Annotated in this window: 10 protein-coding genes; 3 read left to right on the top strand and 7 right to left on the bottom strand. The window is 60.5% G+C overall.

Going from position 1 to position 14935, the window contains the following annotated elements; all coding sequences use genetic code 11:
* Positions 1-12: 12 nt before the first annotated feature.
* The 3 genes from MKZ87_RS06120 to MKZ87_RS06110 all read right to left on the bottom strand — a co-directional run bounded on the left by MKZ87_RS06120 (position 13) and on the right by MKZ87_RS06110 (position 4367).
* Positions 13-1683, bottom strand: a complete 1671-nt coding sequence (locus MKZ87_RS06120; protein WP_266200420.1) for an ATP-binding protein — start codon at positions 1681-1683, stop codon at positions 13-15.
* Positions 1680-3182 carry an ATPase domain-containing protein gene (locus tag MKZ87_RS06115; RefSeq protein WP_266200419.1) on the bottom strand — a complete coding sequence of 501 codons (1503 nt, stop codon included), beginning with the start codon at positions 3180-3182 and terminating at the stop codon, positions 1680-1682. Before MKZ87_RS06115 ends, MKZ87_RS06120 begins: the two co-directional genes overlap by 4 nt.
* A gap of 129 nt (positions 3183-3311) precedes the next feature.
* The gene (locus MKZ87_RS06110) at positions 3312-4367 is read right to left on the bottom strand and encodes a tetratricopeptide repeat protein (protein WP_085696225.1); all 1056 of its coding nucleotides are present in this window, start codon (positions 4365-4367) and stop codon (positions 3312-3314) included.
* 192 nt (positions 4368-4559) lie between these two features.
* Between MKZ87_RS06110 and MKZ87_RS06105 the strand changes: the two genes are divergently transcribed.
* The 3 genes from MKZ87_RS06105 to MKZ87_RS06095 are packed head-to-tail and all read left to right on the top strand — an operon-like array spanning position 4560 to position 7870.
* Positions 4560-6695, top strand: a complete 2136-nt coding sequence (locus MKZ87_RS06105; protein WP_266200418.1) for an FUSC family protein — start codon at positions 4560-4562, stop codon at positions 6693-6695.
* On the top strand, positions 6685-6885 hold the full coding sequence (locus tag MKZ87_RS06100; protein ID WP_266200417.1) for a DUF1656 domain-containing protein: 201 nt from the start codon (positions 6685-6687) through the stop codon (positions 6883-6885). Before MKZ87_RS06105 ends, MKZ87_RS06100 begins: the two co-directional genes overlap by 11 nt.
* A gap of 4 nt (positions 6886-6889) precedes the next feature.
* Entirely contained in the window at positions 6890-7870 is a 981-nt protein-coding gene (locus MKZ87_RS06095; RefSeq protein ID WP_085696222.1) for an HlyD family secretion protein, read from the top strand.
* A gap of 58 nt (positions 7871-7928) precedes the next feature.
* On the opposite strand, the gene MKZ87_RS06090 is transcribed toward MKZ87_RS06095, so the two are convergent.
* The 4 genes from MKZ87_RS06090 to MKZ87_RS06075 form a co-directional block, all read right to left on the bottom strand.
* Positions 7929-9350 (bottom strand): efflux transporter outer membrane subunit, encoded by a 1422-nt coding sequence (locus MKZ87_RS06090; protein WP_085703015.1) that lies wholly within the window; start codon positions 9348-9350, stop codon positions 7929-7931.
* Positions 9347-12538 (bottom strand): efflux RND transporter permease subunit, encoded by a 3192-nt coding sequence (locus MKZ87_RS06085; protein ID WP_085696220.1) that lies wholly within the window; start codon positions 12536-12538, stop codon positions 9347-9349. Before MKZ87_RS06085 ends, MKZ87_RS06090 begins: the two co-directional genes overlap by 4 nt.
* Positions 12539-12553: 15 nt before the next feature.
* Positions 12554-13807 carry a multidrug efflux RND transporter periplasmic adaptor subunit MexE gene (mexE, locus tag MKZ87_RS06080; protein ID WP_085703014.1) on the bottom strand — a complete coding sequence of 418 codons (1254 nt, stop codon included), beginning with the start codon at positions 13805-13807 and terminating at the stop codon, positions 12554-12556.
* 272 nt (positions 13808-14079) lie between these two features.
* Positions 14080-14889 carry an AraC family transcriptional regulator gene (locus MKZ87_RS06075; protein WP_085703013.1) on the bottom strand — a complete coding sequence of 270 codons (810 nt, stop codon included), beginning with the start codon at positions 14887-14889 and terminating at the stop codon, positions 14080-14082.
* Positions 14890-14935: the final 46 nt, after the last annotated feature.

The following is a 14935-nucleotide window of genomic DNA, read 5'->3' as shown; positions in this document are numbered from 1 at the left end:
GCGTCAACCGCCTCAGCTCTTGATCATTTCCCGAACCTTTGCCGTCAGCAGATCGAAGGTGAACGGTTTGGTGATCATCTGCATGCCAGGATCGAGAAACCCGCCGCGCACAGCGGCGTGCTCGGCATAACCTGTGATGAACAGGACCTTCAGGTCTGGCCGGTATTGCCGGCCGATTTCCGCCAGTTGCCGACCGTTCATGCCCGGCAGGCCGACGTCGCTGATCAGCAGATCGATGCGCTGCTCCGAATCCAGAATCGGCACGGCACCGTCGGCATCGCTGGCCTCGACAAATCCATAACCCAGTTCACTCAATACTGCACTGACCAGCACGCGCACGGCCGGGTCGTCTTCGACGATCAATACGGTTTCGCCTTCCACGGCGTCGGGCGCCTGTTCCATATCCGTTGGTGCGTGAGGCAGTGATTCGCCCTGGAATCGCGGCAGGTAGAGTTTGACCGTGGTGCCTTCATCGATCTTGCTGTCGATCGACACATGACCACCGGACTGTTTGCTGAAACCGTAGATCATCGACAGACCCAAACCGGTGCCCTGGCCGATCGGCTTTGTGGTGAAGAACGGGTCGAACGCGCGATTGATGACACTTTCCGGCATGCCGCAGCCATTGTCTGTGACGCTCAATACAACGTAATCACCAGGCTCAAGATTGCTGTAGGCCGCGGTGTAGTCTGGATCCAGCACCTGATTACCCGTCTCGACCACCAGATTGCCTCCGTCGGGCATCGCGTCACGTGCGTTGATCACCAGGTTGAGCAGGGCGCTTTCCAGTTGATTGGGGTCGGCCTCGGCCAACCACAATTGTTGGTGCAGGCGCATGTCAAGGTGAATGCTTTCGTTGAGGCTGCGTTGCAGCAACTCACCCATCGATTGCACCAGATCGTTCATATGAACGGCTTTGGAATCCAGCGACTGGCGACGGGAGAACGCCAGCAAGCGGTGAGTCAGGCCAGCGGCGCGGTTGGCCGAGGTCACACCGAGGTCGATCAGGCTGTCAAGATCATCCAGGCGGCCACGGGCCAGCCGCCGGCGCAGCAATTCAAGACTGCCGATGATTCCGGTCAGCATGTTGTTGAAGTCGTGGGCGATACCGCCAGTGAGCTGGCCGACCGCTTCCATCTTCTGCGACTGGCGCAGGGCTTCCTCGTTGTGCCGCAGTTGCGCGGTGCGTTCCTCCACTTGTTGCTCAAGGGTTTCCAGCGTCGATTGCAGGCGACGTTCGCTATTGCTCAGATCGATCAGGCGGTCGCGGGCCTCGTACTGTCGTCGTCGTCCGCGCAGGGCGGTGGAGATCAGGCTGACCAGGGTGGCCGGATGGAAAGGGCGCTCAAGAAAAGTGACGTTGCCCAACAACTTGCTGAGCTGCGACGAAGGGCCTTGTTCGGATCCGCCGTGATGGGTGAGCAGGACGATTGGCAAATCAGACCACGCCGGTTGTTGTTCCAGATACGCCAGCAGGCACTCGAGTTCCGGACCATTAAGGGCCTCGGCAGCGATCAGCAGCAGACCGGCGCCGGGCTCGAGCTCGGTACAAAGAGTGGCCAGGTCGGGCGTGATCAGCCCACCGTATCCGGCCTCGTTGAGAATCATCAGCGCTACCTGGCTGTCGCGTCCCAGCGGCGCAAGGATCAGCGCCCGTTCCGATAGCGGTACGGTGACGGTCACAAGTTGTCATCCTTGAGCAGCGGGTTGCTTGCACCGAGATAGGTGGGCACGCCGCGCAATACACCCTGAAAGGCCTCCAAAGGCTCACCGATGGTCATGCCTTGAGTGGAAATGCGGTATTCGCGGATGGTCGATTCATGGCTGCCGGTGCGTTTCTTGATGATCGAGATGGCCCGACGGACCTTGCCCGCGGCTTCGAAGTAACGCAGCAGAATTACCGTGTCGGCCAGGTAAGTGATATCGACCGGAGCATGCATGTCGCCGACCAGTCCATGCTGGGCGACGGTCATGAACGTCGCGGCGCCCTTGCGGTTCAGGTACAGCAACAGTTCGTGCATGTGCAGTACCAGCGCGTTTTCTTCGGGCATCGCGGCCTGATAGCCGTTGATACTGTCGATCACCACGGTCTTGATGTCACCTTCATCGACACAGCGGCGTACGCGGTGGGAAAACTCGCCGGGGGACAGCTCGGCGGCGTCGACCTGTTCGATCAGCAGGTTGCCGGTGGCCTGCAGGGCCTTCAGGTCGATACCGATGTTTTTCATGCGCTCGAACAGCAGGCCCAATTCTTCGTCAAAAATGAACAGGGCAGCCTTTTCACCGCGCGCCACGGCAGCCGCCGCGAAAATCATGCTGATCAAGGATTTGCCTGTCCCTGCCGGGCCCAGAATCAGCGTGCTGGAGCCGGTCTCGATACCGCCGCCCAACAGAGCGTCCATTTCCCTGATGCCGCTGGACAGCTGCAGCCGCGGGTAGTCGCTGCGGTGCTCCGCCGCCACCAGACGCGGGAAAACGTGCACGCCATCGCCCGTGATGGTGAAGTCATGGAAGCCGCCACGGTATTTCTGGCCGCGATACTTGATCACCCGCACGCGACGGCGTTCGGCGCCGTAGTTGGGGGTCAGTTCTTCGAGGCGGATCACACCGTGAGCGACACTGTGAACGGTTTTGTCGAGGGATTCGGTGGTCAAGTCATCCAGCAGCAAAACCGTGGCGTCGTAGCGCACGAAGTAATGCTTGATCGCCAGGATCTGGCGGCGGTAGCGCAGGGAGCTTTGCGCCAGCAGGCGGATTTCCGAGAGGCTGTCGAGTACGACCCGGGTGGGCTTGAAGCGCTCGACCACTTCGAAAATCTGTTTGGTCGCTTCGCCCAGCTCAAGATCCGAGGAGTACAACAGGCTTTGCTGATGTTCGGCGTTGAGCAGGCTTTCCGGAGGCGTCAGCTCGAAAATCTCGATGTTTTCGTCCAGTTCCCAGCCGTGGGACGCCGCACCCTGGCGCAATTCGTGCTCGGTTTCGGACAGCGTGATGTACAGCGAACGTTCACCGGCACGGGCGCCGGCCAGCAGAAAATGCAACGCGACGGTAGTTTTACCGGTTCCAGGCTCGCCCTCCAGCAAGAAAACATGACTGCGAGACAAACCACTGGCCAGGATATCGTCGAGGCCCTCGATGCCGGTGGCGGCTTTGGCACTGATCAACGCGTTCGATGTAGACAAAAAATGCCCTCTCATGACTAGGAGAAACCAGGCAGCGGGCGCCGGACGCCGTTTGGCACTGCCTGATTTACATGACCTTATGCCGAGACGGCGGTTCCAAGTTTCTTGCAGGATGTGTCGAGAAGACCGCTAGAGTCCTTGCTGCAACGAAGGGTCGTCCGGGTTCATCTGCTCAAGCTGGGCCAGCAGAATCTGTACGTTCTGTAACTGGCCGCTCTCTTTCCAGTAACTGATCAGCAGCACCCGCGCCTTGCGATCAGCCGGGTGGCGCTGGACGATTTCCTGCAACTGCTTTTGCGCCGCTTCCAGTTCTTCGGCGCTGTGCAGGGTGGTGGCGAGGTCGTAGCGGTAGTCCTTGTTGTCAGGCTCCAGCTCCACGGCTTTGGACAGACCGAGCAGGGCGTACTCGCGCTGATCGTGGTGCAACAGCCAGAGTCCCAGCGCATGTTGCAGATAAGCCGAGTCGGGTTGGGCCTTCAATTGTCGAGCGAGCAATTGCCGCGCGGCGTCGCTCTGGCCCTGGCGGTCGAGCACTTCAATCTGCATCACCAGCGCCGGCAAGTTCCCGGGGTCCAGGCGCAAGGTCTGCTCCAACGCTTCCTGTGCCTGTTTCAGCTCGGCGTTGTGCAGATACAGGCGCGCCAGTTGCACGTAGTTGGCCGCGCTTTGCGGCTGGCTCTTGAGCGCCTGCTCCCACACGTCGATGCCTTGCTGGAGCGGGGCGAAATACAGGCCCAGTTGATCCGGAGACAAGCCGAGCAGGGCGTTGATCGCCGCGAAGCGGACAGTTTGGTCTTCATCCTCAAGCAACGGCCCCAGCAGAAGGCTGCGCTGTCCGCCCGGCACCAGACCGGTCACGCTTTTGATCGCTGCCAGCCGAACGTCCGGCGATGCGTTTTGCAGATCGGCATCCGCCAGCTTCAAGGCCTGCGGGCTCGGGTAATTGGGTAGTTCGGCATGCAGCCACACACGCCGCTTGACCGACAGATCCGGACGCCCCAGTTGCTGATACAAAACTCGCGCGGCACCCGGCTGCCCGGCACGAGCGGCAGCCAGCGCTTCGCTGTACCCATGCCTGATCGCTTCCGGCACCACGGGCGCGGTACTGCGCAATGACAGCCAGGCCACGATGAAGACCAGCACGAGGCCGAGGCTGACGAGCAAATAGCGGCGAGACTGAGGCATGCGGATTTCCGAAACTTTCGTTTTGTAGCGGAGGTCGCAAGCTTCTGTCAGCTCGCGCCGTGAGTCAAACTCTCTGCCGGATATGGCCTGCTACAGGCGTTGAATCGCCCTACAGCTTTTGTCGACCCTGTTAGTCGTCATGCCCTCCATGCAGTGTCTACGCTTGCAGAAGTTGTTTCGAAGAGGCTACCCATGCAATCCCTGCTTGTTTATTTCAAGGCGGTGATCCACCCCAGCCAGGCAGTGCTGCTGTTTGGTTTGCGCACCATTGCCGCCGGATTGCTGACCTTGTACCTGGCGTTCCTGTTCGATCTGGACCAGCCGAAATGGTCGATCATGGCCGTGGTGATCATCAGCCAGCCCCTGGCCGGGATGGCGCTGGCACGCAGCTTCGGACAAATCATCGGGACGACCCTCGGCGCGGCAGTGGCAGTGCTGCTGATGGCGATTTTTCCCCAGGCGCCGTTGCCGTTCATCACGACCCTGGCGCTGTGGCTGGCCCTGTGCACGGCCGGCGGCACGTTGTTGCGCTACACCAGCTCGCAGGCGTTCGTGCTCAGTGGGTATACCGCCGTGGTGGTGGCGCTGCTGGCGATTCCGGATCAGGACGGCACTTTCCTGCTGGCGGTGACCCGGGTTACCGAAACTTTGCTTGCGGTGGCGTGCGTGTGCGTGGTCAGCCTGCTGACGGCGCGGCCAGAGGCGGTATCACGCAACTATTTCGCGAAGGTCGATCAGGTGATCAGGTTGGTCGCCAGTCATTCGGCTGCCGTCCTTAGGACAGAAGAAAGCGAAGCGGACTTTCAGCGCCGGCAAATGCAGTTGATGGGGGAGATCAGTGCGCTTGAAGGGCTGCGCCGGCATTTGTACTTCGATGCCCCGCGCCTGCGCAGTGCCAACAATCTGGTGCTGTTGCTGGGCAATCAACTGATGTTGCTGACCTCGCGTCTGACCGCGTTGCGTCACCAGCGGGAATTGCTCACCGAACGCTGGGAGGGCGATCTGCCGCTGGACATCCAGCAATTGCGCGCCGAGGAACTGGCATTGCTTGATCAGCTCGCAGAACAAGGGCGCTCCTTGCCGGCCGAGGGTCGTCATCAGTTCGTCGCGCTGCAACAGCAATTCGAAGCGCTCGCCTACAAGGCCGAACAGCTGACGGAAGACATGAGTGCAACCCTGCGCTCGCTGGCCTGGGCATTGCGTTGGGAACAGGCGCGGCTGTTGCAGCAACTGGAGCAGATTCTCGAATTGAGCGATGCGATACAGGAAGGGCGGGAAGCCAGCTGCATGTTCCGTGGCCAATCCAATCCCTTGCATCTGGATTTCACGCTCGCGACGATGAACGCCATCCGCGCCTTCAGCGCACTGCTGGTGGCCGGGCTGATCTGGATCGAAACCGCCTGGGACGGCGCGCGGGGCGGGATGATCCTGGTGGGAATCCTGTGTTCGTTGATGGCGACGTTCCCGCGACCTCTGATCGCCGCGCAGAGCTACGCCCGAGGGCTGGGACTGGCACTGGTGGTGTCGGCGTTTTATCAGTTCATTCTGGTCCCGACGATCAGTGATTTTGAAATGTTGGCCTTGATGCTCGCGCCGTTGCTGTATGTGATCGCGGTCGGACTGTCCAGCCCGGCCACCGCCGGTATCGGCATGGGGCTGGGGCTGTCGAGTTTTTTGATGCTCGGTCCGCAGAACGTCGGTACCGGGCAGAACACCGCCATTCAATGGTTCGAATTTGCCGGGGCCTACGTCAGTGCGGCGATGTTGGCATTGATTGTCTATGCCTGGATTTTCCCGTTCCGTCCGGCCCTGCGGATCCGGCGCTTCTACAACGAGGCTAGGGAGCAGGTCTATGAACTGATCAAGAGTCCGGCCACCGACGAACAGCAATTCGCCTTCGAAAGCCGTATGGTCGATCGCCTGACTTCGATGCTGGGCGTGTTGCCGGCTGCCAATGATCGGGACATGCAGCGTCTGTATGAAATCAGTCTCGGCTGTGTGGCGCTGGGCGTGGCCATACACCAGCTCAGGCAACAGGCGCAAAACAACACATTGCTCACCGACGCTTTTGGTCGACAGCTGGCGACGGCATTGCGTCAGACCGGTCGTTTTGTCGCGGGCCGACCCGACGTGCCCCTGACGCCGTTGCTGACTACGCTGCATGCGCTTGGCGATGAGCTGGATGCCTTGCATGTCGCCACCCATGAACACTTGTGGTCGGTGTTTCGCATGCGTGTGGCCCTGTTGATCGTGGTGTCGTTTCTGGAGCGACACGGCGAGCATTTGCAGCCCCATCGTTCTGAAGGAGAGCCCGTCCTTGCCCATTGATTTCGAGATTGGCGGCGTTTACCTGCCTCCCATCGCCCAGGCCCTGTTGCTGGCCATACCGGTTTTTTTATTTCTCGACTGGGGTTTGCGCCGGCTCGGCGTCCTGCATTTTGTCTGGCACGAGGCGCTGTTCGAAGGCGCTCTGTATGCCTGTGTGTGCGCCACACTGATTCTGCTGATGGGAGCCTGAAACCTTGAAGACCTTGCTCACTCGATTGACGACATTGGCGGTGGTACTGCTGGCGATCGTGCTCGGCTGGTTTGCCTGGGAGCATTACACCCGGGCCCCGTGGACGCGGGATGCGCGGGTGAGGGCGGATGTGGTGACGCTATCGGCCGATGTTTCGGGCCGCATCGTCACGCTGGCGGTGCAGGACAACCAGCATGTCGACAAGGGGCAGTTGTTGCTGGAGATCGACCCGGCTCGCTACAGCCTCGCCGTCGAGCATGCGAAGCGCTCGGTGGAGGTTGCCAGGGCCACGCTCGGGCAGTCGCAAGCGGCCATTGTTGCCAGCGAAGCGTTGCTCAAACAGCGCCAGAGCGAAGAGCGCCGGCGACGTACGCTCAAGCAAGGGTTTGCGATTTCAGGGGAGGAGTGGGAGAAGTCGAGCACTGACGTAGCGGTGGCCCAAGCGGATCTGTTACGCAATCAGGCGAATCTCGGTCTGGCCGAAGCCAACGTGCAACTGGCGATTGCGGCATTGACCCAGGCTGAACTGGATTTGCAACGCACCCGTGTCGAAGCGCCGGTCAGCGGTTATGTCACCAACCTGCTGACCCGTCAGGGGGATTACGCGGTGGCCGGCGGCGCCTTGCTGGCGCTGGTGGACAGCGGCTCGTTTTATGTCAGCGGCTATTTCGAGGAAACCAAGCTGCCACGCATTGAGGAGGGCGACCGGGTGCGGATCGAATTGATGAGCGGGGAAAAATTCGGCGGCACCGTGCAAAGCATTGCCTTCGCCATTGCTGACCGGGAAAACGCGCCGGGCAGTCGATTGCTGGCCAACATCAACCCCAGCTACACCTGGGTGAAACTGGCGCAACGGGTGCCGGTGCGGATCGGCATCGATCCCGATTACGCAGGCAAGAACCGACTGAGAGCCGGCACCACCGCGACGGTCACCGTTCTGGAGAACACTGAAGGACAGGCGCAAAAAAGCCCCGCGACCGAATGATACGCGGGGCAAAAAATTGGTTGGTTGCGGCCAACCAAAGGAGCTCTTTAAAAAACGATTACTTGCTCGCGACCGTCTCTGGCTGCCAGCCGCCACCGAGGGCCTTGTAGATCGCAACGATGCCGCGATACAGGTCCACTTCGGCCTGGGCCTGGCTGTCTTCGGCATTCAGACGTTCACGCTGGGCGTCGAGCAATACCAGGAAATCGGTGGTGCCTTCGCGGTAGCGAATCTCGGCGAGGTCGGCAGCCTTGCGGCTCGATTCGCTCTGACGGATCAGCGAAATAAGACGTTGCTGACGTTTGCCGTAATCGCTGAAGGCGTTTTCCGACTCTTCCAGGGCCAGTAGCACTTGCTGCTCGTAGGTGGCCAGCGCGCCTTCGGCATCGGCATCGGCGCCGCGCAGGCGGGCCCGCACGCTGCCAAGGTCAAACGCCGCCCAGGTGATGCTCGGACCCAGTGCCCAGGCGTTGGCCGCCGAAGAACCGATCTGCGAACCACGCCCGGCTGTCCAGCCGAGGAAACCGCTGAGGCTGACCCGAGGGAACAGGTCGGCCTTGGCCACACCGATACGCGCAGTGGCCGAAGCCAGTTTGCGTTCGGCGCTGAGGATGTCCGGGCGACGTTGCAGCAGTTCGCCCGGATCACCGATCGGCAAGGCCTTGGCAATCGCCGGCAGGTCTTTCGGACTCAGGTCGACGGTCAGTTTGTCCGGACGCTCACCCAACAGGGTGGCGATGCGGTTTTTCTGCCGTACCTGTTCTGCCTGCAGTTGCGGCACGCTGGCCTCGACTGACGCCAGCCGTGCATCGGCCCGTTCCACATCGAGCTGATCGCCAACGCCGGCGTCACGCAGGCTGATGGTGATCTTGCGCGACTCCTGCTGGTTGTTCAGGTTGGCCAGGGCGATCTTTTCCCGCAGCTGGGCACCGCGCAGTTGACCATAAGCATCCACCAGTTCGGCAATCATGGTGACTTGCAGTTGGTACAGATCGGCTTCGGCCGCCTGCTGGTCGGCGTCGCTGGCCTCCAGATTGCGCTGGATGCGTCCGAACAGGTCCAGCTCCCAAGCCATGTCCAGCCCCAGATCATAGCGTTCGCTGTTGACCCGTTTGGTGGTCTGGCCCGGGATCTGACCTTTGGCCAGATCGCTGCTGGCGCGGCTGGTGATGGTCGGCATCGCATCGTTGCTGACGTCGTCGCGGATCGCCCGGGCAGCTTTCCAGCGGGCGAACGCCACGCGCAGTTCACGGTTGCCTTGCAGCGATTGAGTCACCAACTGGTTGAGGGTCGGATCGTCGAACTGCTGCCACCAGATGCCTTCGAATTTCGAACGGTCGAAGTTCTTCTGGCCGGCAGCGCCGTCGGTGGCGGACGTGATGTTCGCCGCCTCCGTCGTCGGGGTCTTGTAGTCAGGGCCGACGGCGCAGGCACTCAGGGCCAGCACCAGCAGGCTCGGCAGGAAGACTTTCAGACTCATTGGTGCGCCTCCAGTGGCTTTTGAAGATTTTGCGCCTTGGCCGCTTTGCGAGCTTCACTGCGCTCCACGAAGTTACGGATCAGCACATAGAACACAGGGGTCAGCAGCAGACCGAAGAAGGTCACACCCAGCATCCCGGAGAACACCGCCACACCCATGGCATGACGCATCTCGGCACCGGCACCGCTGGAGAACACCAGTGGCACCACACCCATGATGAACGCGAACGAGGTCATCAGGATTGGCCGCAGACGCAGACGGCAGGCTTCCAGTACAGCGGCCAGCGGATCAAGACCTTCCTGCTGTTTGTCCTTGGCGAACTCGACGATCAGAATCGCGTTCTTACAGGCCAGGCCCACCAGTACGATCAAACCGATCTGGGTGAAGATGTTGTTGTCGCCGCCAGAGATGATCACACCGGTGATGGCCGACAGCAGGGTCATCGGTACGATCAGGATCACCGCCAGTGGCAGGCTCCAGCTTTCGTATTGAGCCGCGAGCACCAGGAACGCCAGCAATACGCAGAGCGGGAACACGAACAGCGCGGTGTTGCCGGACAGAATCTGCTGGTAGGTCAGGTCGGTCCACTCGTAGGTCATGCCGTTCGGAAGTTCATCCTTGAGCAGTTTCTCGATGGCTTTTTCGGCCTGTCCGGAGCTGTAGCCCGGGGCTGCCGCACCATTGATTTCAGCGGTGATGAAGCCGTTGTAGTGCATCACGCGATCCGGGCCCGACGTGTCGCTGACCTTGATGAAGGTCGCCAGCGGGATCATTTCGCCTTTGTTGTTGCGTACTTTCAGCTGGCCGATCTGGTCAGATTCGAGGCGGAACTGCTGTTCAGCCTGAACGTTGACCTGATAGGTACGACCGAAGCGGTTGAAGTCGTTGGCATACAGCGAACCCAGGTAGATCTGCAGGGTGTCGAAGATGTCGCTGACGGCCACGCCATGGGTCTTGGCTTTTTCCCGGTCGATGGCGGCATCGACTTGCGGCACGTTCACGGTGTAGCTGGTGAACAGGTTGGCCAGTTCCGGAACGTTATGGCTCTTGGCAATAATGTTCATGGTCTCTTTGTACAGCTCTTCGTAGCCCAGGTTGCCCCGGTCTTCGATTTGCAGTCGGAAACCACCAATGGTGCCCAGACCTTGTACCGGCGGCGGTGGAAAAATCGCCATGTAGGCTTCCTGAATCCCGGCGTACTGGCCGTTCAAGGCACCGGCAATCGCACCGGCGGACATGCTCGGGTCTTTACGCTCTTCGAACGGTTTCAGGGTCACGAACACGATGCCGGCGTTCGGGCTGTTGGTGAAGCCGTTGATCGACAGGCCCGGGAACGCTACGGCGCTTTCCACGCCCGGCTGTTTCAATGCCAGGTCGGACATGCGCTTGATCACGTCTTCGGTACGATCCAGGCTTGCGGCGTCCGGAAGTTGCGCGAAGGCCACCAGATATTGCTTGTCCTGGCCAGGTACGAAACCGGTCGGTGTGCTGGAAAAACCGAAGAAGGTCAGCACCATCAGGCCTGCGTACAGGAAGAGGGCGATGCCGCTGCCACGGATGACCCGGCGCACGGTGCCGACGTAGCCATGACTGGCACGGTCGAAGAACCGGTTGAACGGACGGAACAGCCAGCCACCGAAGATCTTGTCCAGCACTCGCGAGAAACGGTCTTTCGGTGCGTCATGACTTTTCAGCAAAACAGCGGCCAGCGCTGGCGACAGGGTCAGCGAGTTGAAAGCCGAGATTACGGTCGAGATAGCAATGGTCAGTGCGAACTGCTTGTAGAACTGACCGGTGAGACCCGAGATGAATGCCGCCGGTACGAACACCGCACACAGCACCAGCGCCGTGGCAATGATCGGGCCCGTAACTTCACCCATGGCCTTTTTGGTCGCATCGAAGGGGTTGAGCCCCAGTTCAATGTTCCGCTCGACGTTCTCCACCACCACGATGGCGTCGTCCACCACGATACCGATCGCCAGTACCAGGCCGAACAGCGACAGGGCGTTGAGCGAGAAGCCGAACAGGTGCATCACCGCAAACGTACCGATCAACGATACCGGCACCGCCACCAACGGAATGATCGACGCGCGCCAGGTCTGCAGGAACAGGATCACCACCAGAACCACGAGAATCAGTGCTTCGAAGAGGGTGTGAACCACCGCCTCGATGGAGCCGCGCACGAAGATCGTCGGGTCATAGACGATGCTGTAGTCCATGCCTTGCGGGAAGCTTTTCTTCAGTTCTTCCATCTTGCCGCGAACTTCGTTCGAGATTTCGATGGCGTTGGAACCAGGACGCTGGAAGATCGGGATTGCCACGGCCGGCTGGTTGTTCAGCAACGAACGCAGGGCGTATTGACTGGAACCCAGCTCGACGCGGGCAATGTCCTTCAGACGAGTGATTTCACCGTTGTCGCCTGCGCGAATGATGATGTTCTCGAATTCTTCCTCGGAGACCAGACGGCCCTGAGTGTTGACCGACAGCTGGAAGCTCTGGGCATTCGGGGCAGGAGGCGCGCCCAGTTGACCAGCGGCCACCTGACGGTTCTGCTCACGAATCGCGGTCACCACATCAGTGGCGGTCAGATTGCGCGAAGCGGTCTTGTTCGGGTCCAGCCATACACGCAGCGAGTAGTCGCCCATACCGAACAGCTGCACGTCACCCACGCCACCGAGGCGAGCGAGCTCGTCCTTGATGTTGAGGATTGCGTAGTTGGACAGGTACAGCATGTCGTAGCGTTTGTCTGGCGAGGTCAAGTGCACAACCATGGTCAGGTCGGGCGAAGCCTTGTCGACGGTGATACCGATGCGCGTCACTTCTTCTGGAAGCTTCGGCTCGGTCCGGGTCACGCGGTTCTGAACTTGCACCTGTGCGTTGTCCAGGTCGGTGCCCAGAGCGAAGGTGATGGTCAGGGTGATCTTGCCGTCAGCGGTGGATTGCGAGGACATGTACAGCATGTTCTCGACGCCGGTGATGGCCTGCTCCAGCGGAGCCGCCACGGTTTCACCGATGACTTTCGGGTTGGCGCCCGGGAAGTTGGCACGCACGACCACGGTCGGTGGCACGACTTCCGGGTATTCACTGATCGGCAACTGGAACAGCGAAATCGCACCGGCGATCAGAATCAACAGCGACAGTACCGCTGCGAAGATCGGCCGTGAAATGAAGAATTGGGAAAAATTCATCGAAGTTGTCGTCCCTTAACCGCGTGGGGTCGCAGCAGCCAGTTTCACAACCGAACCCGGCGCGCCTTTGGCAGGTGCGACTTTAGGCAGGTTGCTGGCTTCCAGCGCTTGTCGTTGTTGAGCGAGAGCGGCAATGGTTTGCTCGCTGGCCATGGGAATCACTTCAGGCGAAACCGGGGAGCCCGGGCGAACCCGTTGCAGACCCTTGACGACGATCGTGTCGTCCTTGTTCAGGCCGCTGCGCACGATACGCAGGCCTTCGATCTTCGGACCGAGTTCGACGGCGCGGTAGGCAGTCTTGTTGTCGCCATCCATCACCAGCACGAACTTCTTGCCGAGGTCGGTACCGACCGCTTCGTCGTTGATCAGCATGGCGTTGTAGGTGCCGCTGCCGACCAGTTTCAAGCGTGCATACAGACCCGGGGTGTAGCTGCCGTCGCTGTTGTCGAACACCGCGCGACCACGGATGGTGCCGGTCTTCGGGTTGACCTGGTTATCGATAAAGTTCATCTGGCCCAGATGCGGGTTGCCGTCTTCATTGGACAGGCCCATGTACACCGGAGTGGTGGCGCCGCGCTGACCTTGACGGGCGAGTTGGGTGTATTTGAGGAACACACGCTCGTCGGCGTCGAAGTAGGCGTAGACCTTGTCGGTGGACACCACACTGGTCAGCGGAGTGGTGTCGGCGGTCACCAGGTTGCCGGCAGTGATCTCGGCACGGCTGACGCGACCGCTGATCGGGGCGGTGACGCGGGTGAAACTCAGGTTCAGTTTGGCCAGATCCAGCTGCGCTTGCAGGGCACCGACTGCAGCGCGTGCTTCTTGTGCAGCGCTGGTGCGCGAGTCGGCCAGTTCGGCGGAGATCGCGTTGCTGGCACGCAGTCGTTCGCCACGACCAGCTTCGTTTTCACTACGGGTGGCGTTGGCGCGGGCCTGGGCAACCAGCGCTTCGAGGCGGCGGACCTCGGCCTGGAACGGACGCGGGTCGATCTGGAACAGCAGGTCGCCTTTCTTGACCAGCGCACCTTCGGTAAAGGCGACTTCGTCGATCTGGCCGGAGACCCGCGGACGGATTTCAACGGTTTCCGGCGCTTCGAGGCGCCCGGTGAATTCGTCCCACTCGTTGACCGGTTGTTCCAGCACCTTGGCCACGCTGACTTTGGCAGCAGGCATGGTGGCGGCGGTTTCCGGTGTCTTGCCGCAGGCGCTCATCACCAGCACGGCCAACATAGCCAACGGAAAGCGCAAATGTTTGAGTGATTGTTCCATGGATGCATCCGCCAATGTATTGAAGATGGGCGGATGATGCTCGGCGGGTAGGAAGCAAACGAATCGAATGACACGAAGGTAACTATCATTCGGAATGATATAAGCCCGAGCGAAGCCCTCTAGCATGCACCTTTCGTTAGGTGGCTATCAATTTGGCTGATGACAATTCTGTGTTGCGCGATCTGCAACTGTCGCGATTGAACCTGCGCGGTGAGGATTACGCGACGATTAAATGTCCGGCAGAAGTGACCAGGCCCTGGCGCCCCTCACGCTCAACGCTCAGCCAGCGCTGATGTATGCGTACTGCGCAGATAGCGCGCGGGTGGGCTGCCCAAGGTTTTGCGAAACATGCTGATGAAGGAACTGACGGATTCGTAGCCCAACGCTTCAGCCGTCCTTTGTACGGATTTCCCCTCGGCCAGGCTTTGCAGCGCGACGATGATCTGCCATTGCTTGCGCCACTGGCCAAAAGTGAGCCCGGTTTCGGCTTTTATAAGTCGGGCCAGCGAGCGTTCGCTCATCGCCACCTGTTGTGCCCAATTGGCCATGGTGGCGCGGTGGGCGGGGTTCTGGGCCAAGGCCCGAGCGATCGTGCGTAGCGGTTTGGAGGCGGGCAGTGGCAGATAAAGCTGTTCGGTCGGCGCCTGTTCAAGCTCTTCCAGCAGCACACCGGCCAGCCGTGAGGTGCGCGACTCAGCAGGGTAATCCTGCGCCTGATCGCTCAGGTGCAGGATCAACTGCAGAATCAGCGGCGACAGCGCCAGGGTGCAGCAGTGATGAGGCATTGATGCGGCGCCGGGTTCGATGAACAGGAAACACACCTGACCATTGGCAGTAACGCGGTTGCTGTGCGCAATGCCACCGGGGATCCAGACGCCGAAACCTGACGGGACCATCCACACACCATCTTCTCCCGTACAGACAATGCCGCCGCGATACGCCACGACCAACTGGCCTTTGCGGTGCTTGTGTTCGGCGGACTCACTGTCGTTGCGCTGGGGTGCGAGCATCAACGCGACGGCAGGTTGCGCGAGGTTGTCGTATTCGAATTGATCGACTTGCAAGGGCTGAGCTTCGGCCATGGAGGGGCGCCGCTTGTCTGGATTTGATTATATTTTGGCAGTCTAC

Origin of the sequence: Pseudomonas sp. MCal1 (assembly GCF_026341415.1) — a bacterium.
Lineage (GTDB): Bacteria > Pseudomonadota > Gammaproteobacteria > Pseudomonadales > Pseudomonadaceae > Aquipseudomonas.
The sequence above is the reverse complement of the archived record's forward strand: the minus strand, read 5'-3'. Positions and strand labels throughout refer to the sequence as shown.

What these genes read in the sequence shown, in the direction of transcription:
- MKZ87_RS06110 (WP_085696225.1), bottom strand. Translation starts at nt 4,367, where the DNA reads ATGCCTCAGTCTCGCCGCTATTTGCTCGTCAGCCTCGGCCTCGTGCTG.
- MKZ87_RS06105 (WP_266200418.1), top strand. Translation starts at nt 4,560, where the DNA reads ATGCAATCCCTGCTTGTTTATTTCAAGGCGGTGATCCACCCCAGCCAG.
- MKZ87_RS06090 (WP_085703015.1), bottom strand. Translation starts at nt 9,350, where the DNA reads ATGAGTCTGAAAGTCTTCCTGCCGAGCCTGCTGGTGCTGGCCCTGAGT.
- MKZ87_RS06085 (WP_085696220.1), bottom strand. Translation starts at nt 12,538, where the DNA reads ATGAATTTTTCCCAATTCTTCATTTCACGGCCGATCTTCGCAGCGGTA.
- mexE (WP_085703014.1), bottom strand. Translation starts at nt 13,807, where the DNA reads ATGGAACAATCACTCAAACATTTGCGCTTTCCGTTGGCTATGTTGGCC.
- MKZ87_RS06075 (WP_085703013.1), bottom strand. Translation starts at nt 14,889, where the DNA reads ATGGCCGAAGCTCAGCCCTTGCAAGTCGATCAATTCGAATACGACAAC.